Genomic DNA, 26302 nt, shown 5'->3' on the forward strand with positions numbered 1-26302 from the left:
AAACCCGACCGCCTAATCGGTCGGGTCACGCATTACAACGGCTGTGAACGCAAACGCTGCTGCTGAATTTTTGCGGCGTCAACGCATTGCAACGCACGGGTCGGGCAGGATTCTACACACGCCGGGCCCGTTTCGCGATGCCAGCACAAATCACATTTAACCGCCTGCACCCGCGAGCGCTGTGCAACCACATTCATGGCCCCAAACGGACAGGCCAGCATACAGCTCTTACAGCCAATGCAGCGTGCCTGTTCCACGAAGATATGCCCATGTTCGCGGCGAATAGCGGTGGTCGGGCAGGCATTCGCACAAGGTGCGTCTTCGCATTGATGACACGTTACCGCCGTGGTAAACGCGTCGTCTTTAATCACACGAATACGCGGGATAAATGCCCCGGAGGAGACCGTCGCACACGTCTGGTTTTCCTGATGCGCGACGACGCAGGCCACTTCGCAGGTTCGACATCCAATGCATTTAGCCGCATCCGCCATAATAAACCCGTTCATTGCCTTCTCCGTCGCCGTTAAAACCACAGAGTGCCAGAGAGCCGGCCCCCACCGCTTTGATCGGACAGGGGAAACGGTGGAATTTTGTCAGGTGTATGAGCCAGGCAGGGGCAACTACGCCGAATTAATATGCTCTTTGCAGTAACGGCGCTTCCACGCCGCCGGGGTCAGGCTGGTGTGCGTACGGAAAATTTTGCGAAAATACCCCACGTCGTTAAATCCACATTTAAACGCCACCTCGGTCAGCGACAGCGAATCACTGATCAACAGCTTTTCTGCCGCCCTCACCCGCTGGCGATGCAGCGCTTCGGTTAACGTCAGCCGAAAAACACCCCGGAATACACGCCCCAGATAGTCTGCATTGCAATGCAGTTCTTTCGCCAGCAATGAGGCTGATAGGGGTAAATGGAACTGCGTATGTATCATTTGCTGCGCTTTCCACGCCAGCGCATTACCGGGCGTATCGGCAGGTTGTTCGCTGGCGGCAGCGGATATTTGCTGCAAAATCAGCAACAGGATCAGCTCCAGCGCAACGCTGCGATGGATATTCTCCTGCTCACGTAAAAACTGGCGAAACAGCGAAATAATATATTGTGGCTCATTCACCCGAGTCTGTTGCGGGATCGAAAGCAGCGCTTCAGGCGGTGAAACACGCTCACCGGACTTCACTTCAAAATGCAGCCAATAAAATTTTAAATCGGGCGGAAATTGTTCCACGCCGACATGTAAACGCTGCGGCCACAACAGCAAACTCTCTCCAGCCTGCACGCTAAAAATAGCGTTCCCTTCACGAATCGTTAATGTCCCTTTTTCGACAAAGATAATTTCCCAGGAATGAAGTTGCCGCGCCGGATGACTTCCCACGCCACGAGAAATAAACAGCCCGCCATTTTGTACTTTAATCGGAAGTGACATGGATAATTCAAGCATAACTATTCAATTTCCCGCTTTTAGCACCCTAAAAACCTGCCTTCATCTTTGATTATTCACGATAAAATAGTATCTCGCCGGATCGAAATCACACTTTTTCAATTACGTCGGAATTGTCATCTTTTTATACTTTTCCCTTCCCTTGTTGGTCTGAGTATTTGGTGCAGAATAAATAACGTACTTTGCAAATGACACAATAAAAGCCCGCAATGTAGCGGGGTACTTTCTGAACATCCTCTCCGGGAGTTATTTATGACTTCGGCTCCGATTACGACCAACGATTTGGCACAACGTGCACAAGACGACAAATTATCTCTGCGTGAAAAAATAGGTTACGGATTAGGCGATGCAGGCGGGACCGTTATTACCTGCCTGATCATGAACTTCCTGACTTTTTTCTATACTGATGTGTTTGGCTTAACGCCCGCACTGGTCGGCACCTTGTTTATTGCCCTGCGCGTATTTGACGCGGTTTCTGACCCGATCATGGGTGTCCTCGCCGACCGCACGCAAAGCCGCTGGGGACGCTTTCGCCCATGGCAGCTGTGGGTGGCCGTTCCCATCGGCATTATTGGCGTTCTGACCTTTACCGTCCCGGACGCCAGCATGGGGGTAAAAATCGCCTGGGCATTTGGCACCTATCTGCTGCTTTCCGTCGGCTATACCGCGATCAATGTGCCGTATTGTGCGCTGATCAACACCATGACGACGCGCCACAATGAAGTGATCGCCTGCCAGTCCTGGCGATTTGTGCTGTGCGGTGTCGCCGGTTTTTTAGTCTCCGTCGGCCTGCCGTGGATGGTGGAGATACTCGGTCAGGGCAACGCCGCGCAGGGTTATCAGTTTGGCGTGGGCATCCTGTGTGCCATCGCAGTCGTCATGTTCCTGTGCTGTTTCTTCTGGGTGCGCGAGCGAGTACCGCTGGCGATGATGGGGAAATTTACGCTGCGCGAACACATCGGCGGACTGCGTAAAAATGACCAACTGCTGCTGATGCTGGTGATGTCCTTCCTGCTGATCAATGTCTTTAATATTCGTGGCGGCGGGTACATGTACTTCATTACCTACGTGCTGGAAGGCAGTACCGCTTACACCTCGCTGTTTTTCACCATGGTCACCTTCGCTTCGATCATCGGTTCGGTGGTGGTTAGCCCGCTGACGCGACGCATCGACACCGTCAAACTCTATTACTACACCAACCTGGTACTGGCGGCGCTGGCAGCGTTAATGTGGTTCCTGCCAACCGGTCCAGCGCACCAGACGTTATGGCTGGCGGTGATTCTCGGCAACGGCATTATTCTCGGCTTCACGCTGCCGCTGCACTTCTCGCTGATGGCCTTTGCTGATGATTACGGCGAATGGAAAACCGGCGTGCGTTCCTCCGGCATGAATTTCGCCTTCAACCTGTTTTTCATCAAGCTGGCCTGGGCCTCCAGTGCCGGGATCATCAGCGTGTTGTTTATTTTTGTCGCCTATCAGCCTGGCGCTGGCAACCAAACCGCCAGTTCGCTGCAAGGTATTACCGCCATGGAGACGCTGCTACCCGCCCTGTTCCACCTACTGCTGGCGCTGTCTATCCGCCTTTGCAAACTCAATAACCCGATGATGTCGCGCATTGCTACCGATCTGCGTCAGCGTCATGTACAGCCTTAAGGAGCACGAAATGAACGCACAAGAAGTCGACCTGCATAAGCTCACGGTCAGCGATCCGTTCCTCGGACAATACCAGCAACTGGTGCGCGACGTGGTGATCCCCTATCAGTGGGATGCACTCAATGACCGCATTGCAGAAGCCGATCCCAGCCACGCTATCGAGAATTTCCGCATTGCTGCGGGCCAGCAATCCGGTGAGTTTTACGGCATGGTTTTTCAGGATAGCGACGTGGCCAAATGGCTGGAGGCCGTGGCCTGGTCGCTGTGTCAGAAACCGGATACCGAGCTGGAAAAAACCGCCGATGAGGTGATTGAACTGGTCGCCGCCGCCCAGTGCGAAGATGGCTATCTCAACACCTATTTTACGGTGAAGGCCCCTGAAGAACGCTGGACGAATCTGGCCGAATGTCATGAGCTGTACTGCGCGGGTCACATGATAGAAGCGGGTGTGGCCTTCTTTCAGGCGACGGGAAAACGCCGCTTACTGGAGGTGGTATGTCGTCTGGCAGACCATATCGACAACGTTTTTGGACCCGGTGAAAACCAGCTGCATGGCTATCCCGGACACCCGGAAATTGAGCTGGCGCTCATGCGATTGTATGAAGTCACGCAGCAACCACGGTATATGACGCTGGTAAATTATTTTGTTGAGCAGCGTGGCACACAGCCGCATTTCTACGATGAAGAGTACGAAAAACGCGGTCGCACCTCCTACTGGCACACCTACGGCCCGGCGTGGATGGTGAAAGACAAGCCTTACAGCCAGGCGCACCAGCCAATATCTGAACAGCAAACCGCCATCGGTCACGCCGTGCGCTTTGTCTACCTGATGACCGGTGTGGCCCACTTGGCCCGCTTAAGCCAGGACGAAGGCAAGCGCCAGGACTGCCTGCGACTGTGGAACAATATGGCCCAGCGCCAGTTGTACATTACCGGCGGGATCGGCTCGCAAAGCAGCGGCGAGGCGTTTAGCAGCGACTACGATCTGCCCAACGACTCTGTGTATGCGGAAAGCTGCGCCTCTATTGGTCTGATGATGTTCGCCCGCCGGATGCTGGAGATGGAGGCCGACAGTCAGTACGCCGACGTGATGGAACGCGCGCTGTATAACACCGTACTGGGTGGTATGGCGCTTGACGGGAAACACTTTTTCTACGTTAACCCGCTGGAAGTGCATCCTAAATCTCTAAAATTTAACCATATTTATGACCACGTGAAGCCCATTCGCCAGCGCTGGTTTGGCTGCGCCTGCTGCCCACCGAATATCGCGCGCGTGTTAACGTCGATTGGCCATTACCTCTACACGCCGCGCCAGGACGCGCTGTATATCAATATGTATGTGGGCAACAGCATGGAAATACCCGTTGAAAACGGGACGCTGAAACTCCGCATTAGCGGAGATTATCCGTGGCATGAGCAGGTTAATATCACCATTGATTCCGTGCAGCCAGTACACCACACCCTGGCACTACGCCTGCCGGACTGGTGCTCCGCGCCGCAGGTCATGCTGAACGGTCTGCCGGTCGAGCAGGATGTTCACAAAGGCTATTTGCACATAACCCGCACCTGGCAAGAAGGGGATACGCTGAGCCTGACGCTCCCGATGCCGGTGCGTCGGGTATACGGCAATCCGCTGGTTCGCCATGTTGCCGGTAAAGTTGCCATTCAACGTGGACCGTTAGTCTATTGTCTGGAGCAGGCGGATAACGGCGAGGAATTGCATAACCTGTGGCTGCCCAAAGAGAGTGAATTCAGGGTCTTTGAGGGGAAAGGGCTATTCAGCCATAAAATACTGATTCAAACGGAAGGGGTGAAGCAAAGCGCTGATGATGCCACGCAGCAATCGTTGTGGCACTACGATGTCTCCCCCGCTTCCCGGCAAACGCATACGCTGACGTTTATTCCGTGGTTTAGCTGGGCGAACCGTGGTGAAGGTGAAATGCGGATTTGGGTCAACGAGCAGTAATGATATGACGGATGGCGACTGTTGGCGCCATCCGTCAAAACATCATGAAAAAATTGCCCTCTTCCATGAGGACAAACGGGTGAGAATTAGAAACGCCAGCTCACCCCTGACAGGAAAGTGAAGCTGTCATCGCGATCAACCATTGGGCTATCCTTAATATCATCTGGCAGCACGCTATAGTTGGCGCTGGCCAGCAGTGTCAGGTTAGCGGTTAACGCATATTTTGCGGACAGACCGGCATACGGTGTCCAGCTATCGCCTGGGGAATAGCTAGATAACCCGCTACGGCGAGACTCATTGCCTGAGATGCCGTAGTAATATTCGTTGAATTTTTCATCGTAGTAGAGCACACCAATGGACGGCGTCAGCGTCAGCTTGCCCATCGGCATTGGACGGAACAGAGAAACTTCGCCAGCCCAACCGCTGCTGTTGTCCATTACATCCGCTGCGGCAGAGACTTTCACGCTGCCCCATTTCTCATGGTGATACCATGCGGCCCCCGCCATTGCGGTTGCGTCACGCTTGTCGAGCTGCTTCATCGCATGATCGTCGTTATCGCCTGGGTCAAACTCAAGCGGCATCCACGAAGCAGTAATGCTAAATTCATTACTTTCACTCTTCGACAGAATATAACCTAGCGTTGTTTGCCTAAAATAAAATGATTCGCCTTCATAACTGATAAGCGGTACTGCATGGACATTTTCATTGTATCCACGATAAGGAGATTCGTTATATACAGCCCCACCGCCAAGAGAAAACTCTGCGGCTGATGCACTTGCCATAAAAGACAAAGCAACTAGCGCCGCAATATTGCGTTTAATTAACATGCCAACTTTCCATTTTAAAATAAGCTACAAAGCAGGCGCATAATAATGCTTACAATTTCATCAGTGCAAGACGCATATTTATATAGTAATATATAAAATCATATATATATTGGATTCAGCGATGAACAAATTACAACTCAAACACCGGGAACTGAAAATTATTTCGGTCATTGCTGCCAGTGAAAACATCAGCCATGCCGCAACCGTACTCGGCATTGCGCAGGCCAACGTCAGCAAATATCTTGCTGATTTTGAATCAAAAGTTGGATTAAAGGTGTTTGACAGAACCACCCGACAACTTACCCTGACGCCCTTTGGCACCGCGTTGCTACCCTACATCAATGACATGTTAGACAGAAACGAACAGCTGAACAATTTTATTGCCGATTATAAGCATGAAAAACGTGGTCGGGTCACTGTATATGCACCAACGGGAATTATTGCTTACTTATCGCAACATGTTATTGCAAAAATTCAGAATATTGGTGGAATTAGCCTCTCGCTGAAAACCTATAACCTGGAACGTAAAGCATTTTATGAAGGGGTCGAATTCCCTGATGATTGTGATGTTTTAATTTCCTACGCACATCCCAAAGATGAAACACTGGTTGCCAGTTTCATTACTAAATATGCGGTTACGGCTTTTGCCAGCCAGGGATATCTCGATAAGCACCCCATCAGTAGCCCTGAAGAACTGGAGCAACATTCCTGTATTTTGATTGATTCAATGATGATTGATGACGCCAATATTTGGCGATTCAATTCAGCCGGTGGCAAGGAGATGCATGACTATCGGGTGACAGGAAATTACGTCTGCGATAATACGCAATCCGCGCTGGCGCTGGCACGTAATCATCTGGGCATTGTTTTTGCGCCCAATGAAAGCGTTCAACTTGATATTGAGGCTGGGGCGCTGGTTCCGTGCTTCTCTGAACAGCACGAGTGGTGGCTGGATCTGGTCGCGATTTTCCGTAAGCGTGAATACCAACCCTGGCGAGTGCAGTTTATTCTGGATGAGATGTTGGCGGAGATTCGCGAGCAGCTTACTCAGGTGCTACAACAGCCACCTGAGTAAGTAAAATAGTCTGCACCTAGTGGTCGAGATACAGGTAATGCACCCAACTGGTCATGCGTAACAGGACCTTACGCATCACTGATACATGGGCGAAATGGTCCGAATACACCGCGACCTGAGCGTAAATACCATCAGGCAACGCGTTGACGTCCACATTCTCATTCAGTTCAATCGTGGCGATCACCCCTTCCGAACCCGGCGTGGAGTTTAAGGATTGCAACGCGCCGTTCGACTGATACGTACCACCCGGAACCGCCGGGCTAATCGCGGCCAGTTTTCCGCTATAAACTTTCCCCGGTAGCGCGTTAAATACCACTTCAGCTTCGTCACCTGGCTCCAGTCGCAGAAGTGAGTTTTGGCGGAACTGGGCAATAATCTGTCGTTTTTGATCCGGGATAAACACCATCACCGGACGCATCGGCAGCGCAGCGGCATAGGTGCCCGGTCGGATCAGCACCTGGGTAACATAGCCATCGCTGGGCGCACGAACCACGGTTTGATCGAGGTTAAATTCTGCTTCCGCCAGCTGGGCTTTCAGGCTGGCAATTTGTGAATGCTCACCCATCACCATGCTGTCTAACTGGCTCTGTATTTGCTGTTGCTCTGCGAGGGACGATTTTACCGACGCTTCCTGCGCCAGATAGTTTTGCCGTGCCGCATCGATATCGCGTTCAGAAAAAGGATTTACCTTCGCCTGGCTACCCTGCGCGTAACGCTGGTAATCTTTTGCCAACTTGTCACGCGTGGCCTTTTTCTGCTGCGTGTTCGCTTTCATTTCATCTAACTGCGCAACCAGCGCCTGCTCTTTATGCTGTGCCGTGACAATGTCGGCTTTCAGGCGGTCAACCCTCGCCTGATAACGCCCTGGGTTAAGCTTAAACAGCACCTCGCCTTTTTTGATCAGCGTGTTTTTCTTATCCGTGACTTCTGTTACCACCCCGGTCACCTGCGGCACGACGGGAATAGAAATAACCGCCTTTTGCGCCTTAAATGTATACGGATGGTTATAGTTCATCAGTAATATAAGTCCGCAAACAATAAAAATACCGCCCAATGCTGCAGTCGGTACTGTCCATTTATTTACAGGAATTTTGAAAATTTTAAATACAGACCATGCACAAGCCACATAGGTCAAAACGATCAGTAAATCCATCGATATTACTCCGCCGGGGAGGTCTTAACCTCGGCCAGTTTCTTTTCCAGATCGGCTACCCGTTCCTGAAGTTGAATCAGGGAAGAATCAGCGCTTTGCATGCCCCAACCGCGCTCCGGGCGGTAAAGCGTTGCCCAAATCCATAAAAAGGGCCAAATAACATGCAGCGTAAACAGACTTACCCATCCCGCAACATGGATAGCGTCGGCATGAGGATGGTTACGTTTTTTTGCAATTAGATAGGGAATATCATGCAGAATAATAACCCCATAAAAAATGACCAGGAATACAAAAATAAGCACTCCTAATGCAAAATAATCAAGAAACATATTTGCCTCAGGGATTAAAAATAAAGAATTTGTATGCTATTAGTTTTAAATAATAGATTTGAGCATAATAGTGGAATAACCAGATTGGATGCAATTGTCTTATTTATATAACGATATATGGGTTTATATATACCCATCGTCTTTTGAACTGCTTCTTTGTTGGCTTCGTTCGCTCACCCCAGTCATTTACCTGAGTAAACTGCAGAGCAGAACTTGATGCCCGGCTCGCTATGCGATACCGGGCAATAAGTGACAGGAGATTAAAACAGCCCCAGCGGTTTATCAGAGTAGCTCACCAGCAGGCACTTGGTCTGCTGGTAGTGGTTCAGCATCATCTTGTGAGTTTCCCGCCCGATACCCGACTGTTTATAGCCGCCAAACGCCGCATGTGCCGGGTAGGCATGGTAGCAGTTGGTCCAGACGCGTCCGGCCTGAATACCACGTCCCATCTTATAGGCCAGATTACCGTTACGGCTCCAGACACCAGCACCCAGTCCGTATTGGGTATCGTTGGCGATCTCCAGCGCGTCTTCCATAGTTTTAAAGGTTGTGACCGCCAGCACCGGGCCGAAGATCTCTTCCTGGAAAACGCGCATATTGTTCTTTCCGTACAGGATGGTTGGCTCGAGGTAGTAGCCCTCTTTTAACTCCCCATCCAGCTGCTTACGCCGCCCGCCGGTCAGGATATCCGCCCCTTCTTTCTTACCGATATCAATGTAGTTCAGAATGGTTTCTAACTGCCCATGCGAGACCTGCGCGCCCATCTGCGTGACGCTATCAAGCGGGTTACCGCTGCGGATACTCTCCACACGGCGAATGGCTCGCTCCATAAAACGTTCGTATATAGATTCCTGCACCAGTGCACGACTCGGGCAAGTACACACCTCGCCCTGGTTGAAGGCAAATAGCGCAAAACCTTCCAGCGCCTTGTCAAAGAACGCATCTTCCTCATCCATAACGTCGGCAAAGAAGATATTCGGCGACTTGCCACCCAGTTCCAGCGTGACAGGGATAATATTCTGTGTGGCGTACTGCATGATCTGCTGGCCGACTTCCGTCGAACCGGTAAACGCCACTTTCGCAATGCGTTTTGATGTCGCCAGATATTCGCCGATTTCTCCGCCCGCACCGTTGACCACGTTCACCACGCCCGGTGGCAGCAAATCGCCGATAACTTCCATCAGCAGCAGCACCGACAGCGGCGTCAGACGAGCTGGCTTCAGCACCACGCAGTTACCCGCTGCCAGGGCCGGCGCCATCTTCCAGCTCGCCATCAGCAACGGGAAGTTCCACGGGATAATTTGCCCGACTACGCCGAGCGGTTCATGGAAATGATACGCCACCGTATCGCTGTCGACTTCACTGATCCCCCCTTCCTGGGCTCGAATACAGGAGGCGAAATAGCGGAAATGGTCAATGGCCAGCGGCACATCTGCCGCGCTGGTTTCGCGGATTGGCTTACCGTTATCCCAGGTTTCTGCCGTCGCCAGCAGCTCCAGGTTTTGCTCCATGCGATCGGCAATCTTGAACAGGAGCGCAGCACGATCCTGAACGGACGTATGCGCCCATTTATCTTTGACTTTGTGCGCGGCATCCAATGCCAGGTCGATGTCTTTTTTGCCGGAAGAGGCCACTTCGCACAGTAACTGCCCGGTGACCGGCGTCAGGTTCTGGTAATACTCACCGTCCACCGGTGCCACCCAATCGCCGCCGATAAAGTTATCGTATCGGGCTTTTAACTTCAGGGGATAACCATACTCGCCGGGATGAATACGCGTTGAAGGGGGGTTATTGGTCATGACCGTCTCCTTGCTGTAGGGGTACTACAAAGGTAGACGGGACTGGCGAATTATTCGCCAGCCATTTACTGCTTTACGACAGATGTCACGGTTTACATTGCCGCGCGATAGATCGCCATGATTTCCTCATGCGTCGCCTGAATCGGGTTGGTAAAACCACAGGCATCCTTCAGGGCGTTGGTCGCCAGAATAGCAAAATCTTCTTCCTTCACGTTCAGGTCGCGCAGGCCTGCCGGAATTGCCACTTTCTGCGCCAGCTCACGGATCGCCGCGATGCAGGCCTCAGCGCCTTGCGCTTCGCTCATATCCGCCACATTCACACCCATTGCAGCCGCACAGTCACGCAGGCGAGCCGCAGCAACCTTGCTGTTGAACACCTGAACATGCGGCAGCAGGACGGCGTTGCACACCCCGTGCGGCAGGTTATAGAAACCGCCCAGCTGGTGCGCCATTGCGTGAACGTAACCCAGAGATGCATTGTTAAAGGCCATACCGGCGAGGAACTGCGCGTAGGCCATGGCTTCGCGCGCCTGCGCGTTACTGCCCTCTTCCACGGCAACCGTCAGATTTTCAGCAATCATCGTTACCGCTTTGAGTGCACAAGCATCGGTAATCGGCGTGGCAGCAGTGGAAACATAGGCTTCAATGGCGTGGGTCAGCGCATCCATACCGGTGGCCGCCGTCAGAGACTTCGGCATACCGACCATCAGCGAGGAATCATTTACCGACAGCAGCGGGGTTACGTGCTTATCAACAATCGCCATTTTAATGTGGCGTTCTTCATCAGTGATGATGCAGAAACGGGTCATTTCAGATGCCGTACCCGCCGTGGTGTTGATGGCAATCATCGGCAGCTGTGGTTTTGCAGAACGGTCAACGCCTTCGTAGTCACGAATGTCGCCGCCGTTAGCCGCCACCAGCGCAATGCCTTTCGCACAGTCGTGTGGTGAGCCGCCGCCCAGGGAAATAACGCTATCACACTGGTGTTCTTGCAGAAGTTTCAGACCTGCCGCAACGTTGCTGGTAGTTGGGTTAGGATGCGTACCATCAAAAATAACACTGAAAATATCACGTTCCTGTAAGGCCTTTTGAATATCGCCCGCCATCCCTAATTGGGTCAGCATGGCATCCGTCACGATTAACGTACGACGGAATCCATATTCCGCCATTGTATTCATGGCATCCTTCAATGCACCAGTACCGATTACGTTCACAGATGGGATAAAAAATGTTGAAGCAGCCATTGTACAATCCTTAATTACTCTAAAGAGGTAGGCAGCATACGTGTGAAAATCCCATCAAAATATGATCGTGGTTGTTATTTTAATAACACCAGAAATTAAAAAAGCACATTAGGTTTAAAATCTAATGTGCTTATATAAATCAACCGCTATTTTGTATTAATTCATGTTTTCTATGAATTAATTGTGTCATTACTTTTCGGGAAACAGTAATGCATCGCGTAATAAATGATCATTTCCCCGGCGACGGGTAAACCCAATACGGTCAAAATATTCCAGAATTTGGATAGCCAATTTACGTCCCACATTCAGCCTGTCGCGGAAATCAGCGGCACAGGTTGATCCTCTTTCCAGATCCAGTTCGCGGATCATATTGGCAAAAGCCACGATGCGATCGTTACGATAATAGCGATCTTTGACGATCGCGGTAATGATGCCCTGCTGCGCTGCCTGCCGTAACGCCAGACGCATGGCCTGCTCATCAGTGCCCGTTTCTTTCGCCAGGTCCCGCACCCACCACGGCTCATCGCCGAAGAGAGGCTCAACTTTTTGCCAGATGGCCTGCTGCTCATCGCTAAAGCCGGCCTTATGGTCCGGTAAATGCAGCCAGCCATGGTGGCTATGGATAACGCCGCTATCGCGCATTTTTTCGATCAGCAGCAGGACCAGCGCTTCGTCTTCCATCGGCAGCGCCATGCGCCGCAGACGCTCACGCCCCGGTCCCGGCTCATCGCGATGCTGCTCGTGGTACGTCGCCAGCGTATCCAAAATTTTACGCTGCCAGCGGGCGGCGACAGAGGCATTCAACAGGCTATATCCAGCCTGAATAAAACCATGTTGCTCAATCAACGGGCGCATCCCGTCGCCGTTAAGCTGGCGCGCCCATGCGAAATCGGGGATGTTCACCGCGCCACGCGTCAGATGCACTGCCAGCGCGTCGCCGTCATTCTGTGCGTTTTCCAGCGCCGATAGCCACTGCAGATACTCCGGTTTACGCTTGCCACGACGCGGCGGGTTGAGCGTCACCACGCGTGCACCCGCAAGCGTCGTGCGGGCAGAAATATCGCGCAGCACCAGTCTGTCGTTATCGGCCAGCCACAGCGGCGTATCAAACACCAGCTCCGCCAGCGTCCCTTCGAGCAGGGAAATACGCCCGGTCACGTGGCTGGCCGCGTGGTGAATATGCAGCGGTTGCCACTGTGTCAGCGGGGCGGCGTGCTCTAAAGAGACAATGACGCGGGTCAAGGCATCCGGCGGTGCATCGGACAACAGCCAGTCACCGCGGGTGAGCTGTTCTTTCTCCGCATCGCCGGCAATATTCAGGGCAATACGCTGCCCGGCATGAGCGTACTCAGTGGCCTGGTTTTGCGCATGCAGACTACGCACGCGCATCGGTTTGTTGACCCCAGTCAGCCACAGCGTGTCGCCAACGTTCACTTCACCACTGAGCGCCGTGCCGGTAACTACCAGGCCCGCCCCCTTCACCGTAAAGGCGCGGTCAATTGCCAGCCGGAAGGTGTGATTGCGGGCCAGCTCTCGCGCAGGCAGCTGCAGCAGATGCTCACGTAATGCATCAATACCCAGCCCTTCACTGGCGGCGGTCACGAAAAGTGTCGCCCCGGCAAAACCAAAGTTTGCCAACGTTGACTGCACTTCTGCACGCACGTCGTCAATACGCGCGTCATCCACGCGATCGGCTTTGGTCAGCGCCACGGTGAGCTGCGGATTGCCCGTCAGTTGCAGGATCTGCAAATGCTCCCGCGTTTGCGCCATCACGCCATCATCGCAGGCCACCACCAACAGCGCGTGATCGATGCCGCCGACGCCCGCCAGCATGTTGGACAGAAACTTTTCGTGTCCGGGAACGTCGATAAACCCCAGCACGCGGCCATCCGGCTGCGGCCAGTAGGCATAGCCCAAATCGATAGTCATGCCACGTTTTTTTTCTTCCGGCAGACGATCGGCATTCACACCGGTAATCGCCTGTAATAACGTGGTTTTTCCGTGGTCAACGTGTCCGGCTGTTGCAATAATCATTTCAGCATCATCTCCATAAACCGGGGCTCGTCTTCAAGACAGCGCAGATCCAGCCATAAGCGGCCATCATAAATTCGCCCAATGACCGGCACCGGTAGCGCGCGCCAGCGGGCAGCCAGGGCCTCAAGGCGGCTACCGCGCCCGTCATGCGGGGTAAAGGTTAATGCCGCGCTGGGCAGTCTATCAACCGGTAGCGAACCACTGCCAATCTGCGACAGACAAGGCATCACGTTCAGTGCAAACTCGCCGCCATAATGTTGTTCGAGCTGTGCCTGTAAGCGTTGTGCCTGTTCGCGGATCGCCTCGTCCTTACGGGTGAGCAGGCGCAGCGTGGGTAATTTTTCCGCCAGTGCTTCCGGATGCAAATAAAGCCGCAGCGTGGCTTCCAGTGCCGCCAGGGTCATTTTATCGGCCCGCAGCGCACGTTTCAGCGGATGACGCTGCAGCCGGGCAATCATCTCTTTCTTACCGACGATAATTCCGGCCTGCGGCCCGCCCAGCAGCTTGTCGCCCGAGAAGCTGACCAGGCTAACACCCGCGGCAATCAACTGCTGCGGCATCGGCTCCTTGGGTAAACCGTACAGGCTGAGATCCACCAGCGAGCCGCTGCCCAGATCCGTCACCACCGGAATATCCAGCTCATGACCGATCGCCGCCAGCTCGGCTTCATCCACCGTTTTGGTAAAGCCTTCAATGCTGTAATTGCTGGTATGCACTTTCATCAACAGACCGGTATTTTCATTCACTGCCTGACGGTAATCGCTGGCGTGCGTCCGGTTAGTGGTACCGACCTCATGTAGAACACACCCGGCCTGGCGCATCACGTCCGGAATACGAAATGCGCCGCCAATTTCCACCAGCTCACCGCGTGAAACCACCACCTCTTTACCATTGGCGGTTGCAGCCAACATCAGCAGTACCGCTGCCGCATTGTTATTAACGATGCAGGCATCTTCGGCTCCCGTAATGCGACACAACAGGTCCGCCAGCGCACGATCGCGATGCCCACGACCGGCGCCGTCGAGGTCATACTCCAGCGTCACCGGCGCGTGCATCACCTGCATCACCGCCTCAATCGCTTCTTGCGCCTGCAACGCACGACCCAGGTTGGTGTGCAGCACCGTACCCGTCAGGTTGATGACCGGACGCAGCGCGCTGTGCGACTCGCGCTCCAGCCGGGCGCTGGCTTCTTGCGCCCAGTCGTCACTCCACGCCGGGAGTGCCTGCGTGTCGCGAATCGTTTCCCTGGCTTCGTCGAGCATATGGCGAAGAAGCTCCACCACTCGGGTATGACCGTGAGACTCACGTAAGGCAAGAAAGGCGCTGTCGCGCAATAAACGATCGATCGCAGGAAGCTGGCTGTAGAGTGAACGCATGTCGGTTGTCATGAAAGGGCCTGGCTGTTGGTGGCCCTCTCCGCCGGGGAGAGGGATAGCAATATGGGGGGATTGTACCGTGAGTTTGCTCAGGCGGACATAATACGCATCAAGCCTTTGGCGGTTCCGTGCGGGCAAAGCTCTCACGCTGAAAGAGCGTTTCCACCAGTTTAACCAGTCGCGGTCGGTCAACACACCAGCCGGGTGCGACGCGACGGAAATTGAGATAACCCACGGCGCAGGCGATGGCGACGGTGGCCAGATTCACCGTGTCCGTTTTCAGGGTGCCGTCTGCCAGATAGCCTTCCAGCACATCCAGGCTGCGGGTAATTTTCTCGCGCTGGCGCAGCAGTTCGATTTCTGATTGCTGTGCGGCTGGCCGGGCCTGTTCACGTACGGAGACAAGTCCAGCATCCATAATACCGTCCGCCAGCGCTTCAATCTGACGCACCTTCAGCGCCGCCAGCGGATCGCGCGGTAACATGGCTGGCGCAATATCCAGCAGCTCAATGTATTCGGCGATGATTGGCGAATCGAACCAGTACTCGCCCTCATCGGTGACCAGCGCGGGCACTTTTCCTAACGGGTTGTAGCGCGCCACGCCGTTTTCGGCGTTGTAGGGGAGTTCATTAACGAATTCGAAGGTAATGCCCTTTTCCAGCAACAGAATAGAGATTTTTCGCACAAAAGGGCTGGTGTAGCTACCAATGAGTTTCATGCCGTGTCCTTTTTGCCAACAAAAATATCAGTATGGCTCAGGCCACGGCAAATGGCAGGTGACGACGGTCTCAATGATCTAAATAAAGGTAATGCATCCAGCTGGTCATACGCAGCAGTACTTTACGCATCACCGACACGTGGGCGAAATGGTCGGAGTAAACCGCCACCTGGGCATAAATGCCGTCCGGTAAGGCGTCAACTTCAGCATTCGGCTCCAGTTCAATCGTTGCCAGCACGCCATCGGTACCCGGCACCACCGTTAAGGACTGCAATGCGCCCTGAGCCTGATAAGAGCCTCCCGGCACAACCGGCAGAATGCTGGTCAATTTACCGGAGAAAACCTGGCCTGGTAGCGCATTAAACACCACTTCCGCTTCATCGCCCGGTTCAAGACGCAGCAATGAGTTCTGGCGGAACTGGGCCACAATCTGGCGTTTCTGTTCCGGAATAAAGACCATCACCGGTCGCAGAGGCAGCGCAGCGGCATAGGTCCCCGGACGGATCAGCACCTGCGTGATATAGCCATTACTTGGCGCACGCACGACGGTCTGATCCAGATTGTATTTGGCTTCAGCAAGCTGAGCACGCAGAGAGGCAACCTGCGACTGCTCACCGTTAACCATGCTGTCTAACTGACTTTGGATCTGGGTTTGTTCCGCAACGGAGCCTTTCACCAGCGCATCTTGTGCCAGGTAGTTTTGGCGGGCGTTGTCGATGTCGCTTTCAGAAAACGGGTTAACCTTCGCCTGGCTGCCTTTCAGGTAGCGTTGATAATCTTTATACAGACGATCGCGCTCGGCAGACACTCGCGTGGTGTTGGCGACCGCTTCCGAAAGTTGCGCTTTTAAATTATCGATATTGTGCGTTGCGGTAACCAGGTCGGCCTGCAGCCTGTCGACGCGCGCCTGGTAGCGGCCTGGATCGAGTTTGAACAACACCTCGCCTTTTTTAATCAGCTGATTATTTTTATCGGTAACCTCACTCACAATCCCCGTAACCTGCGGCGTAATTGGAATGGAGATCACCGCTTTTTGCGCAGTGTAGGTATACGGGTGGTTATAGTTCATTAATAAAATGAGGCCCGCAACAATAAACACGCCACCTAAAGCTGCGGTAGCAAGCGTCCATTGGTTTACCGGGATACGGAATATCTTAAAGATGGCCCAGGCAAATGCCACGTAGGTCAAAACAATCAACAGATCCATGATCAGCGCTCCTGCGTGTTCTTATCAGCGGCGGGTTGCACCGCAGCCAGTTTTTGTTCCAGATCGGCTACGCGCTTCGCAAGAGCGTCAATATCAGGGTTGCCCGTCATTGGCTGAATATGGTTTTGCATTCCCCAGCCGCGTTCGGGTTGGTAGAGCGTGGCCCAAATCCACAGGAACGGCCAAATGGCATGGAGCGTAAACAAGCTAATCCAGCCCGCCGTATGAATCGCATCGGCATGGGGATGGTTACGCTTTTTAGCCATGTTGTAGGGAATATCATGGATGGCGATGATTCCGTAGAACAGAACCAGGAAGACGAAAATGAGCACGCCCAACGCGAAATAATTTAGAAACATACCTGCCTCGAATTCACACTAATTAGAGTTTTTTTGTGCTGGCAGCCGTATGTACCCTGGCTGATGTCTTGAACATAACTGGAGTTGGCAATTTTTTCCATACCACAAAAAAAATATATTTTCTGAGTAAAAATTGCTTTATTTTCCGCAAAAAATGGGCGGGGGAGAATCTGCTTCAGATCACACTGGAAAAAAAACAGATGAAAATTTCTTGTGATTCAGATCACAAAGACCCAACAAACACGCCAACATAAAACGTGAACCAATTCGCATTTTTCTGCCTTTTTGGGTGAATTCTAACCGTGAGGTGTTTTTTTGTACTGGTGTTTTGTGATGAATATCACATTAACTACCGCCATACACCCTATATTTACGTGACGAATATCACATAAAAAGGCGTCGACTGGACAGTTGAACGATTCAGTGCCAGATTTCGCAGTATCTACAGGGTCCGGCTACCTCCTGCCGCTACATTAACAAACCTCGGGCTTTCAGCCTGCGCGATAGCAAACATAAGAAGGGGTGTTTTTATGTCATCCGATATTAAGATCAAAGTGCAAAGCTTTGGTCGATTCCTCAGCAACATGGTGATGCCGAATATCGGCGCGTTTATCGCGTGGGGTATTATCACCGCATTATTCATTCCGACAGGGTGGTTGCCGAGCGAAACGCTGGCTAAGCTCGTTGGCCCTATGATCACCTATCTTCTGCCGCTGCTGATTGGTTACACCGGCGGTAAATTGGTGGGTGGCGATCGCGGCGGTGTGGTCGGTGCCATCACCACAATGGGTGTGATCGTCGGTGCCGATATGCCGATGTTCCTCGGCGCAATGATTGCCGGTCCGTTGGGCGGCTGGGCGATTAAACACTTCGATAACTGGGTTGACGGTAAGATTAAATCCGGCTTTGAGATGCTGGTGAACAACTTCTCCGCCGGCATCATCGGGATGATCCTCGCTATCCTGGCGTTCCTCGGCATTGGCCCACTGGTTGAGGCCCTGTCCAAAATTCTGGCAGCAGGCGTTAACTTCATGGTTGTCCATGACATGCTGCCGCTGGCGTCTATCTTTGTTGAACCGGCGAAAATCCTGTTCCTCAACAACGCCATCAACCACGGTATTTTCTCACCGCTGGGCATTCAGCAGTCCCATGAGATGGGCAAATCCATCTTCTTCCTGATTGAAGCAAACCCGGGTCCGGGTATGGGCGTCCTGCTGGCGTACATGTTCTTCGGTCGCGGTAGCGCTAAACAGTCTGCGGGCGGTGCGGCTATCATCCACTTCCTGGGCGGTATCCACGAAATCTACTTCCCGTACGTGCTGATGAACCCACGTCTGATCCTGGCCGTTATCCTCGGCGGTATGACCGGCGTATTTACGCTGACTATCCTCGGCGGCGGTCTGGTTTCTCCGGCCTCTCCGGGCTCTATCCTGGCCGTACTGGCCATGACGCCAAAAGGCGCGTACTTCGCTAACATCGCGGCAATCTGTGCGGCCATGGCGGTCTCCTTTGTGGTCTCAGCCATTCTGCTGAAAACCAGCAAAGTGAAAGAAGAAGATGACATTGATGCAGCGACCCGTCGCATGCACGACATGAAAGCAGAATCCAAAGGTTCATCTCCGCTGTCTGCGGGCGATGTCACCAACGACCTGAGCCATGTGCGTAAAATCATCGTTGCCTGTGATGCCGGTATGGGCTCCAGCGCAATGGGTGCAGGCGTACTGCGCAAGAAAGTGCAGGATGCCGGTCTGTCTCAGATCTCCGTCACCAACAGCGCGATTAACAATCTGCCGCCGGATGTGGATCTGGTCATTACCCACCGTGACCTGACCGAACGCGCTATGCGCCAGGTTCCGCAGGCGCAGCACATTTCGCTGACCAACTTCCTCGACAGCGGTCTGTACACCAGCCTGACCGAGCGTCTGGTTGCCGCACAGCGCCACAACATTAACGAAGAGAAGGTACGTGACCACCTGAAAGACAGTTTTGATGAAGGTGATAACAACCTGTTCAAACTGGGTGCGGAGAATATCTTCCTTGGCCGTAAAGCCACCAACAAAGAAGAAGCCATTCTGTTTGCCGGTGAGCAACTGGTGAAAGGCGGCTATGTTGAGCCGGAATACGTCCAGGCAATGCTGGATCGCGAAAAACTGACCTCTACCTACCTGGGTGAGTCCATTGCGGTACCGCACGGCACCATCGAAGCTAAAGATCGCGTGCTGAAAACCGGCATCGTGTTCTGTCAGTACCCGGAAGGTGTGCGCTTCGGTGAAGAAGAAGACGACATTGCCCGCCTGGTGATTGGTATCGCCGCGCGTAACAATGAGCACATCCAGGTGATTACCAGCCTGACCAACGCGCTGGATGATGAATCCGTGATCGAACGTCTGGCGCAGACCACCAGCGTGGATGAAGTGCTGGAACTGCTGGCAGGTCGTAAGTAAGCGTTATTGCCCGGTAAGACTCATGCTTACCGGGCCTACAAAATCCTCTCCCTTGTGGAGAGGGTTAGGTTGAGGGAAAAGCCTCACCCCAGCCCTCTTGGGTAAAAACATTAATGAAGGTTAATACTATGAAAGCATTACATTTTGGCGCAGGTAATATCGGTCGTGGCTTTATCGGCAAACTGCTGGCAGACGCGGGGATACAACTGACGTTTGCGGATGTAAATCAGGTGGTTCTCGACGCCCTGAATGCCCGTCATAGCTATCAGGTTCATGTTGTCGGTGAAAATGAGCAGGTTGATACCGTTTCCGGCGTTAACGCCGTCAGCAGCATCGGCGACGATGTCGTTGAACTGATTGCCCAGGTTGATCTCGTGACCACCGCGGTTGGTCCGGTCGTGCTGGAACGCATTGCGCCTGCCATCGCCAAAGGGCTGGTCAAGCGTAAAGCGCAGGGTATTAGCACCCCTCTGAATATTATTGCCTGTGAAAACATGGTGCGCGGCACCACCCAGCTGAAAGGCCACGTGCTGAACGCGCTGGACGATGCGGATAAAGCCTGGGTTGAAGAACACGTTGGTTTTGTCGATTCTGCCGTAGACCGTATTGTTCCGCCTTCCGCCTCTGCCACCAATGACCCGCTGGAAGTGACCGTAGAAACCTTCAGCGAGTGGATTGTCGACAAAACCCAGTTTAAAGGCGAGTTGCCAAACATCCCGGGAATGGAATTAACTGATAACCTGATGGCATTTGTCGAACGTAAGCTCTTCACGCTGAACACGGGGCATGCTATAACCGCGTACCTCGGAAAATTGACCGGTCATCAGACCATCCGTGACGCGATTCTCGACGAGAAAATCCGCGCAGTGGTAAAAGGTGCGATGGAAGAGAGCGGCGCGGTACTGATCAAACGCTATGGCTTTGATGCGGCAAAACATGCAGCATACATTCAGAAAATCCTCAGTCGTTTCGAAAACCCGTACCTGAAAGATGACGTTGAGCGCGTGGGCCGCCAGCCGCTGCGTAAACTGAGCGCAGGCGACCGTTTAATCAAGCCGCTGCTCGGCACGCTGGAGTACGGCCTGCAGCACGTTAATCTGGTGCAGGGTATTGCTGCGGCGATGCATTACCGCAGTGAAGAAGACCCGCAGGCGCAGGAACTGGCAGCGCTGATTGACGAAAAAGGCCCACAGGCCGCGCTGGCACAGGTTTCCGGGCTGGATGCCAACAGCGACGTGGTGGCGGAGGCGGTTAACGCATATAACGCAACCAAATGATCCACAGTGCGGCGCAGGTCAGCCTGCGCCCGAATATCAGATTGTCAGATATGCAGGCAATAATGGAACAAACGCAGGCCTTTGAAAATCGTGTGCTTGAGCGTCTGAATGCTGGCAAAACCGTACGCAGCTTCCTCATCACCGCCGTAGATTTACTCACCGAGGCGGTGAATATCCTGGTGCTTCAGGTATTTCGCAAAGACGACTACGCGGTTAAATATGCAGTGGAACCGTTGCTCGACGGCGACGGGCCGCTGGGCGATCTGTCGGTCCGTCTGAAGCTGATCTACGGCCTGGGTGTGCTCAGCCGCCCTGAGTATGAAGATGCGGAACTGCTGATGGCGCTGCGTGAGGAATTGAATCACGACGGTAATGAATATGCGTTCACCGACGACGAAATTCTCGGACCGTTTGGTGAACTGCACTGCGTGACGGCGCTCCCGCCCCCGCCCCAGTTTGATACCTCAGACTCGGGTTTGTACGCCATGCAAATCCAGCGCTACCAGCAAATGGTACGCTCAACCATGGTGCTCTCTCTGACCGAGCTGATTTCTAAAATCAGCTTAAAGAAAGCCTTTCAGAAATAACGTCATACCGATTTACTTCTCATCCTGCTGCGGTCGATACAGCTGGCGATAGTACTCCAGACGCTGCAGATACAGCGGCACGTTTTCCTGCGGGACCTCAGAAGGCACCGTGTTACGCGGCGGCGTTTTATTCAAGTACTCACGAAAAGCCTGGCTTGACGCCATAAAATCGATGGTTTTATCAATAAGAATCGAAACGTTCTCACCTATTTTCGCCATGATGATTCATCCTCCATGTATTATCCGCGACCCGCCTGCGCGGTCGATGGTTTAAGTTTAGGATCGGATGGTTAATTATATTGAGGAAAACGTGCTTCACTATGCCGCCACCGACAAAAAGCACCATCAACGATCTTATTTCTTAAAATCCCTTTTTAATCAAACAGCTAACATTTTCATTAGCGAAATAATACTTGCAGCATTTGATTATTTATCTTCGATTAGTTGAGAATAATCCCCCTCTGCGCGCATACTATAGGATATTCATCCTATTTTTAGCAGAAGCTATCCTATGAAAGAAGTCGAAAAAAACGAAATTAAACGTCTGAGCGATCGCCTGGACGCCATCCGCCACCAGCAGGCAGACCTGTCACTGGTTGAAGCCGCCGACAAATATGCCGAGCTGGAAAAAGAAAAAGAAACGCTGGAAGCCGAGATCGTGCGCCTGCGTGAAGTTCACGGTCAGAAGTTGAGCAAAGAAGCACAAAAGCTCAGCAAGCTCCCGTTCCGTCGCGCCATCACCAAAAAAGAGCAGGCCGACATGGGCAAGCTGAAGAAAAGCGTGCGCGGTCTGGTGATCGTACACCCGATGACCGAACTGGGTCGTGAAATGGGCCTGAAAGAGATGACTGGCTTTTCAAAGACTGAGTTTTGATCACCCTCCGGGCAACGTCCGCTTGCCCGGTCTCCTATTTCCCCGCCAATTGGCCCTACCAATTTTAGCCAGATCCGAATACCCCCTCACATTTCGTTAAAAATAACTTACAATGCCGTTGCCAATAAATAACATTTGATTAACCATTCGTTGTCATTACCCCTACACAACAATATTGGCAGGGCCACTTTTACACATAGTGTGACGACGAGATGAGCACAGACTCATTGCATTATGTCGGCGGCCCCCAGGAGACCTGCAATGAATCTCTGGCAACAAAACTACGACCCGGCCGGTAACATCTGGCTTTCAAGCCTGATTGCCTCACTCCCTATTCTGTTCTTTTTCTTCGCGCTGATTAAGCTCAAGCTGAAAGGTTATGTCGCTGCGACGTGGACGGTAGGGATTGCCCTGTTGGTCGCCTTGCTGTTCTACAAAATGCCGGTCGATCACGCGCTGGCATCCGTGGTGTACGGCTTCTTCTATGGTCTGTGGCCGATTGCCTGGATAATCATCGCCGCCGTATTCGTCTATAAGATTTCGGTCAAGACCGGGCAGTTCGACATTATCCGTTCCTCAATCCTGTCGATTACCCCGGACCAGCGTCTGCAGATGCTGATTGTCGGCTTCTGCTTTGGCGCATTCCTCGAGGGGGCTGCAGGATTTGGCGCCCCGGTGGCGATTACCGCCGCACTGCTGGTTGGCCTGGGCTTCAACCCGCTGTACGCCGCAGGTCTGTGCCTGATTGTAAACACCGCGCCGGTGGCGTTTGGCGCAATGGGTATTCCGATCCTGGTTGCTGGTCAGGTTACCGGGCTGGACAGTTTTGAAATCGGCCAGATGGTAGGCCGCCAGCTGCCGTTCCTGACGATTATCGTGCTGTTCTGGATCATGGCGATTATGGACGGCTGGCGCGGCGTGAAAGAGACCTGGCCGGCAGTAATGGTCGCAGGCGGCTCCTTTGCCATCGCGCAGTACCTCAGCTCTAACTTTATCGGGCCGGAACTGCCGGACATCATCTCTTCTCTGGTGTCACTGGTGTGTTTGACGCTGTTCCTGAAACGCTGGCAGCCGGTGCGCATCTTCCGCTTTGGCGACATGGGTGCTTCACAGGTCGATCAAACGCTGGCCCGCACTCACTACACCGCCGGCCAGGTGGTTCGCGCCTGGTCACCGTTCCTGTTTCTGACAGCAACGGTCACGCTGTGGAGCATCCCACCGTTTAAAGCGCTGTTTGCCCCTGGCGGCGCGATGTATCACTGGGTGGTGAATGTTCCGGTACCGTTCCTCGACAAACTGGTGGCCCGCATGCCGCCGGTGGTACACGAAGCTACGGCCTACGCGGCGGTATACAAGTTTGACTGGTTCTCAGCGACCGGCACCGCCATTCTGTTTGCCGCCCTGCTGTCTATCGTCTGGCTGAAAATGAAGCCCTCTGCCGCCCTGCAAACCTTCGGCAGCACGCTGAAAGAGCTGGCGTTGCCCATCTATTCCATCGGGATGGTACTGGCATTCGCATTTATCTCTAACTACTCAGGACTGTCTTCGACGCTGGCATTAGCGCTGGCACACACCGGCAGCGCCTTTACCTTCTTCTCGCCGTTCCTCGGCTGGCTGGGCGTATTCCTGACCGGGTCAGATACCTCTTCTAACGCACTGTTCGCAGCCCTACAGGCAACGGCAGCGCAGCAAATCGGTGTCTCCGATGTACTGCTGGTGGCGGCAAATACCACCGGTGGCGTAACCGGCAAAATGATCTCCCCGCAATCTATCGCCATCGCCTGTGCGGCCGTGGGGCTGGTGGGTAAAGAGTCTGACCTGTTCCGCTTTACCGTGAAACACAGCCTGATATTCACCTGTATGGTGGGTGTGATTACCACGCTTCAGGCCTATGTCTTAACCTGGATGATCCCATGATAGTGATGCCCAGACGCCTGTCCGACGAGGTCGCTACTCGCGTGCGGGCGCTGATTGAAGAACAACAGCTGGAGGCGGGCATGAAGTTGCCCGCCGAGCGCCAGCTGGCCGTACAGCTCGGCGTGTCGCGTAATTCACTGCGCGAGGCGCTGGCAAAGCTGGTCAGTGAAGGCGTGCTGCTCAGCCGTCGCGGCGGCGGGACGTTTGTCCGCTGGCAGCATGAAGCCTGGTCCGAACAAAACATCGTTCAGCCGCTGAAAAGCCTGATGGCGGACGACCCGGATTACAGCTTCGATATTCTCGAAGCCCGCCACGCTATTGAGGCCAGCACCGCATGGCATGCCGCGATGCGCGCCACGACTGCCGACAAAGAGAAAATCAGGCTCTGTTTTGAGGCCACGCAGAGTGAGGACCCGGATCTCGCCTCACAAGCAGACGTTCGCTTTCACCTCGCCATTGCGGAAGCGTCGCACAACGTGGTGCTGCTCCAGACCATGCGCGGTTTCTTCGACGTATTGCAGTCCTCGGTAAAACAGAGCCGCCAGCGTATGTACCTGGTGCCACCTGTGTTTTCACAGCTCACAGCACAGCACCTTGCCGTGCTGGACGCGATTGTCGCCGGGGACGCTGATGGCGCGCGTAAGGCGATGATGGCGCACCTCAGCTTTGTCCACACCACCATTAAACGCTTTGATGAAGCCCAGGCCCGCCAGGCGCGTATTACCCGTCTGCCCGGTGACCATAATGAAATTAGCAGGGAGAACAATTCATGATTATTTCAGCAGCCAGCGATTATCGCGCCGCAGCACAGCGCATTCTGCCCCCCTTCCTGTTCCACTACATCGACGGTGGTGCCTATGCAGAGCATACCCTGCGCCGTAACGTCGAAGATTTATCGGAGGTGGCACTACGCCAGCGCGTGCTGAAGAACATGGCCGACCTGAGTCTGGAAACCACCCTGTTCAACGAAAAACTGTCGATGCCGGTGGCATTAGCGCCGGTTGGCTTGTGCGGCATGTATGCCCGCCGGGGCGAAGTTCAGGCCGCCGCTGCCGCTGACGCCAAAGGTATTCCGTTTACGCTTTCGACGGTTTCCGTCTGCCCGATTGAAGAAGTTGCCCCGACGATCAAGCGTCCGATGTGGTTCCAGCTGTACGTCCTGCGCGATCGCGGTTTTATGCGTAACGCGCTGGAGCGTGCTAAAGCAGCGGGTTGCTCCACGCTGGTCTTTACCGTCGATATGCCCACGCCCGGCGCGCGCTACCGTGACGCACATTCCGGGATGAGCGGTCCGAATGCCGCGCTGCGCCGTTACTGGCAGGCGGTAACCCATCCGCAGTGGGCGTGGGACGTTGGCCTGAACGGTCGTCCGCATGATTTAGGCAATATCTCGACCTACCTGGGTAAACCCACCGGCCTGGAGGATTACATCGGCTGGCTGGCAAACAACTTCGATCCGTCCATCTCCTGGAAAGACCTCGAGTGGATCCGTGAATTCTGGGACGGTCCGATGGTAATCAAAGGGATCCTCGACCCGGAAGATGCCCGCGACGCCGTACGCTTTGGCGCCGACGGCATCGTGGTCTCGAACCACGGCGGCCGCCAGCTGGACGGCGTGCTGTCTTCTGCGCGTGCGCTACCCGCCATTGCCGACGCGGTGAAAGGCGATATTGCGATTCTGGCAGACAGCGGCATCCGTAACGGTCTGGACGTGGTGCGCATGATTGCACTGGGTGCAGATACCGTACTGCTGGGCCGTGCTTACCTGTATGCACTGGCGACCCACGGTCAGGCAGGTGTCGCTAACCTGTTGAACCTTATTGAGAAAGAAATGAAAGTGGCGATGACGCTGACCGGTGCAAAATCCATTCGTGAAATCAGCCGTGACTCACTGGTACAAGAGCTGGGAAAGCAACTGCCCGCCGCACTGGCACCTCTCGTCCAGGGTAGCGCCGCGTAACCGTATCCCCGTAAAACCCTACACTTTGAATGGTCGGCTTGTTCTCAGTCCGGCCATTTTTTATGCA

General features: G+C 53.7%; 23 protein-coding genes. 10 read left to right on the forward strand and 13 right to left on the reverse strand.

Going from position 1 to position 26302, the window contains the following annotated elements:
• Positions 1-32 precede the first annotated feature (32 nt).
• Together FDX22_RS28910 and FDX22_RS28915 are read right to left on the reverse strand one after the other, a co-directional pair.
• A complete protein-coding gene (locus FDX22_RS28910) occupies positions 33-506 on the reverse strand; it encodes a 4Fe-4S dicluster domain-containing protein (RefSeq protein WP_117342522.1) in 474 nt (157 codons plus the stop codon).
• Positions 507-620: 114 nt separating this feature from the next.
• Entirely contained in the window at positions 621-1436 is an 816-nt protein-coding gene (locus FDX22_RS28915) for a helix-turn-helix domain-containing protein (RefSeq protein WP_115257193.1), read from the reverse strand.
• A 252-nt stretch (positions 1437-1688) separates the two neighbouring features.
• On the opposite strand from FDX22_RS28915, the gene FDX22_RS28920 reads away from it, so the two are divergent.
• Positions 1689-3089 (forward strand): MFS transporter, encoded by a 1401-nt coding sequence (locus FDX22_RS28920; protein WP_096759122.1) that lies wholly within the window; start codon positions 1689-1691, stop codon positions 3087-3089.
• 10 nt (positions 3090-3099) lie between these two features.
• Entirely contained in the window at positions 3100-5055 is a 1956-nt protein-coding gene (locus FDX22_RS28925) for a glycoside hydrolase family 127 protein (RefSeq protein WP_135911237.1), read from the forward strand.
• Positions 5056-5141: 86 nt separating this feature from the next.
• Here FDX22_RS28925 and FDX22_RS28930 read toward each other — a convergent pair whose 3' ends face one another.
• Positions 5142-5882: a MipA/OmpV family protein gene (locus tag FDX22_RS28930; protein ID WP_096759120.1), complete on the reverse strand. Its 741-nt coding sequence runs from the start codon at positions 5880-5882 to the stop codon at positions 5142-5144.
• Between the two features lie 121 nt (positions 5883-6003).
• Here FDX22_RS28930 and FDX22_RS28935 point away from each other — a divergent pair, with 121 nt between their 5' ends.
• A complete protein-coding gene (locus FDX22_RS28935) occupies positions 6004-6957 on the forward strand; it encodes a LysR family transcriptional regulator (protein ID WP_115257191.1) in 954 nt (317 codons plus the stop codon).
• Between the two features lie 16 nt (positions 6958-6973).
• On the opposite strand, the gene FDX22_RS28940 is transcribed toward FDX22_RS28935, so the two are convergent.
• The 9 genes from FDX22_RS28940 to FDX22_RS28980 all read right to left on the reverse strand — a co-directional run bounded on the left by FDX22_RS28940 (position 6974) and on the right by FDX22_RS28980 (position 17176).
• Positions 6974-8110 (reverse strand): HlyD family secretion protein, encoded by a 1137-nt coding sequence (locus tag FDX22_RS28940; protein ID WP_135911235.1) that lies wholly within the window; start codon positions 8108-8110, stop codon positions 6974-6976.
• A 5-nt stretch (positions 8111-8115) separates the two neighbouring features.
• A complete protein-coding gene (locus FDX22_RS28945) occupies positions 8116-8439 on the reverse strand; it encodes a DUF3302 domain-containing protein (protein WP_117342532.1) in 324 nt (107 codons plus the stop codon).
• A gap of 260 nt (positions 8440-8699) precedes the next feature.
• Complete coding sequence (gene aldB, locus FDX22_RS28950; protein WP_146718153.1) at positions 8700-10238, reverse strand: aldehyde dehydrogenase AldB; 1539 nt, start codon at positions 10236-10238, stop codon at positions 8700-8702.
• Positions 10239-10330: 92 nt separating this feature from the next.
• Entirely contained in the window at positions 10331-11482 is a 1152-nt protein-coding gene (gene yiaY, locus FDX22_RS28955) for an L-threonine dehydrogenase (protein ID WP_135911233.1), read from the reverse strand.
• A 189-nt stretch (positions 11483-11671) separates the two neighbouring features.
• Positions 11672-13516, reverse strand: coding sequence for a selenocysteine-specific translation elongation factor (selB, locus tag FDX22_RS28960; RefSeq protein ID WP_117342535.1), 1845 nt, complete (start codon positions 13514-13516; stop codon positions 11672-11674).
• A complete protein-coding gene (selA, locus tag FDX22_RS28965; RefSeq protein WP_146718154.1) occupies positions 13513-14904 on the reverse strand; it encodes an L-seryl-tRNA(Sec) selenium transferase in 1392 nt (463 codons plus the stop codon). Before selA ends, selB begins: the two co-directional genes overlap by 4 nt.
• A gap of 97 nt (positions 14905-15001) precedes the next feature.
• Positions 15002-15610 (reverse strand): glutathione S-transferase, encoded by a 609-nt coding sequence (locus FDX22_RS28970; protein WP_135911231.1) that lies wholly within the window; start codon positions 15608-15610, stop codon positions 15002-15004.
• Positions 15611-15680: 70 nt separating this feature from the next.
• On the reverse strand, positions 15681-16817 hold the full coding sequence (locus FDX22_RS28975; RefSeq protein WP_115257186.1) for an HlyD family secretion protein: 1137 nt from the start codon (positions 16815-16817) through the stop codon (positions 15681-15683).
• 2 nt (positions 16818-16819) lie between these two features.
• Entirely contained in the window at positions 16820-17176 is a 357-nt protein-coding gene (locus tag FDX22_RS28980; RefSeq protein WP_117342538.1) for a DUF3302 domain-containing protein, read from the reverse strand.
• A gap of 530 nt (positions 17177-17706) precedes the next feature.
• Here FDX22_RS28980 and mtlA point away from each other — a divergent pair.
• The 3 genes from mtlA to mtlR all read left to right on the forward strand — a co-directional run bounded on the left by mtlA (position 17707) and on the right by mtlR (position 21484).
• Positions 17707-19620, forward strand: a complete 1914-nt coding sequence (gene mtlA / locus FDX22_RS28990) for a PTS mannitol transporter subunit IICBA (RefSeq protein ID WP_146718155.1) — start codon at positions 17707-17709, stop codon at positions 19618-19620.
• Positions 19621-19748: 128 nt separating this feature from the next.
• On the forward strand, positions 19749-20897 hold the full coding sequence (mtlD, locus tag FDX22_RS28995; protein WP_146718156.1) for a mannitol-1-phosphate 5-dehydrogenase: 1149 nt from the start codon (positions 19749-19751) through the stop codon (positions 20895-20897).
• Entirely contained in the window at positions 20894-21484 is a 591-nt protein-coding gene (gene mtlR, locus FDX22_RS29000; protein WP_096759107.1) for a mannitol operon repressor MtlR, read from the forward strand. Before mtlD ends, mtlR begins: the two co-directional genes overlap by 4 nt.
• A gap of 12 nt (positions 21485-21496) precedes the next feature.
• Here the strand turns inward: mtlR and FDX22_RS29005 are convergent, their stop codons facing one another.
• Positions 21497-21703: a hypothetical protein gene (locus FDX22_RS29005; protein WP_096759106.1), complete on the reverse strand. Its 207-nt coding sequence runs from the start codon at positions 21701-21703 to the stop codon at positions 21497-21499.
• Positions 21704-21995: 292 nt separating this feature from the next.
• Between FDX22_RS29005 and FDX22_RS29010 the strand changes: the two genes are divergently transcribed.
• From FDX22_RS29010 to lldD, 4 genes are all read left to right on the forward strand, one after another.
• Complete coding sequence (locus tag FDX22_RS29010; RefSeq protein WP_096759105.1) at positions 21996-22358, forward strand: YibL family ribosome-associated protein; 363 nt, start codon at positions 21996-21998, stop codon at positions 22356-22358.
• 261 nt (positions 22359-22619) lie between these two features.
• Positions 22620-24275 carry an L-lactate permease gene (gene lldP / locus FDX22_RS29015; RefSeq protein WP_096759104.1) on the forward strand — a complete coding sequence of 552 codons (1656 nt, stop codon included), beginning with the start codon at positions 22620-22622 and terminating at the stop codon, positions 24273-24275.
• Complete coding sequence (gene lldR / locus FDX22_RS29020; RefSeq protein ID WP_146718157.1) at positions 24272-25048, forward strand: transcriptional regulator LldR; 777 nt, start codon at positions 24272-24274, stop codon at positions 25046-25048. Before lldP ends, lldR begins: the two co-directional genes overlap by 4 nt.
• Positions 25045-26235 carry an FMN-dependent L-lactate dehydrogenase LldD gene (lldD, locus tag FDX22_RS29025; protein WP_096759102.1) on the forward strand — a complete coding sequence of 397 codons (1191 nt, stop codon included), beginning with the start codon at positions 25045-25047 and terminating at the stop codon, positions 26233-26235. The genes lldR and lldD overlap by 4 nt, the downstream gene beginning before the upstream one ends.
• Positions 26236-26302: the final 67 nt, after the last annotated feature.

The organism is Citrobacter sp. TBCS-14, from assembly GCF_005280805.1.
GTDB classification, from domain to species: domain Bacteria; phylum Pseudomonadota; class Gammaproteobacteria; order Enterobacterales; family Enterobacteriaceae; genus Citrobacter; species Citrobacter gillenii.